Consider the following 316-nt stretch of genomic DNA (forward strand, 5'->3'; position numbering starts at 1 on the left):
CTATGTCTGCTGTATCTTTGTCGGAGCAGCACAGACCGATGCTTTACAGCTTGTCGCTGTTCCGGTTATGGCGATTGTGGAAGCTGCGATTATTTCTATTGTGGCCTGCCTACTTGCAACGGCAATTCCTCTGCGTTCTATTGCAAGAATGAGCATTGTGGATTCTATTGAGACTGTTGAATAATATCAAAAATGACAATTAAAACAAGAAATCCCCCATAAAGCAAACCTTGTTGCTTATGGGGGATTTCTGTATGTTCTTTTGGGGTGTGCTAAGTCCCGTATAAGCGTGGTGTTGTTATGTTTGGTGTGGTAT

General features: G+C 42.7%; 1 protein-coding gene. It reads left to right on the top strand.

The window, feature by feature from the left end:
• The coding region (locus tag ACTQ34_RS18240; protein WP_441365002.1) for a hypothetical protein at positions 1-184 on the top strand (184 nt) is incomplete at its 5' end.
• Between the last annotated feature and the right edge of the window lie 132 nt (positions 185-316).

It is taken from the genome of Agathobaculum sp. LCP25S3_E8 (genome assembly GCF_052117165.1).
Taxonomy (GTDB): Bacteria; Bacillota; Clostridia; order Oscillospirales; family Butyricicoccaceae; genus Agathobaculum.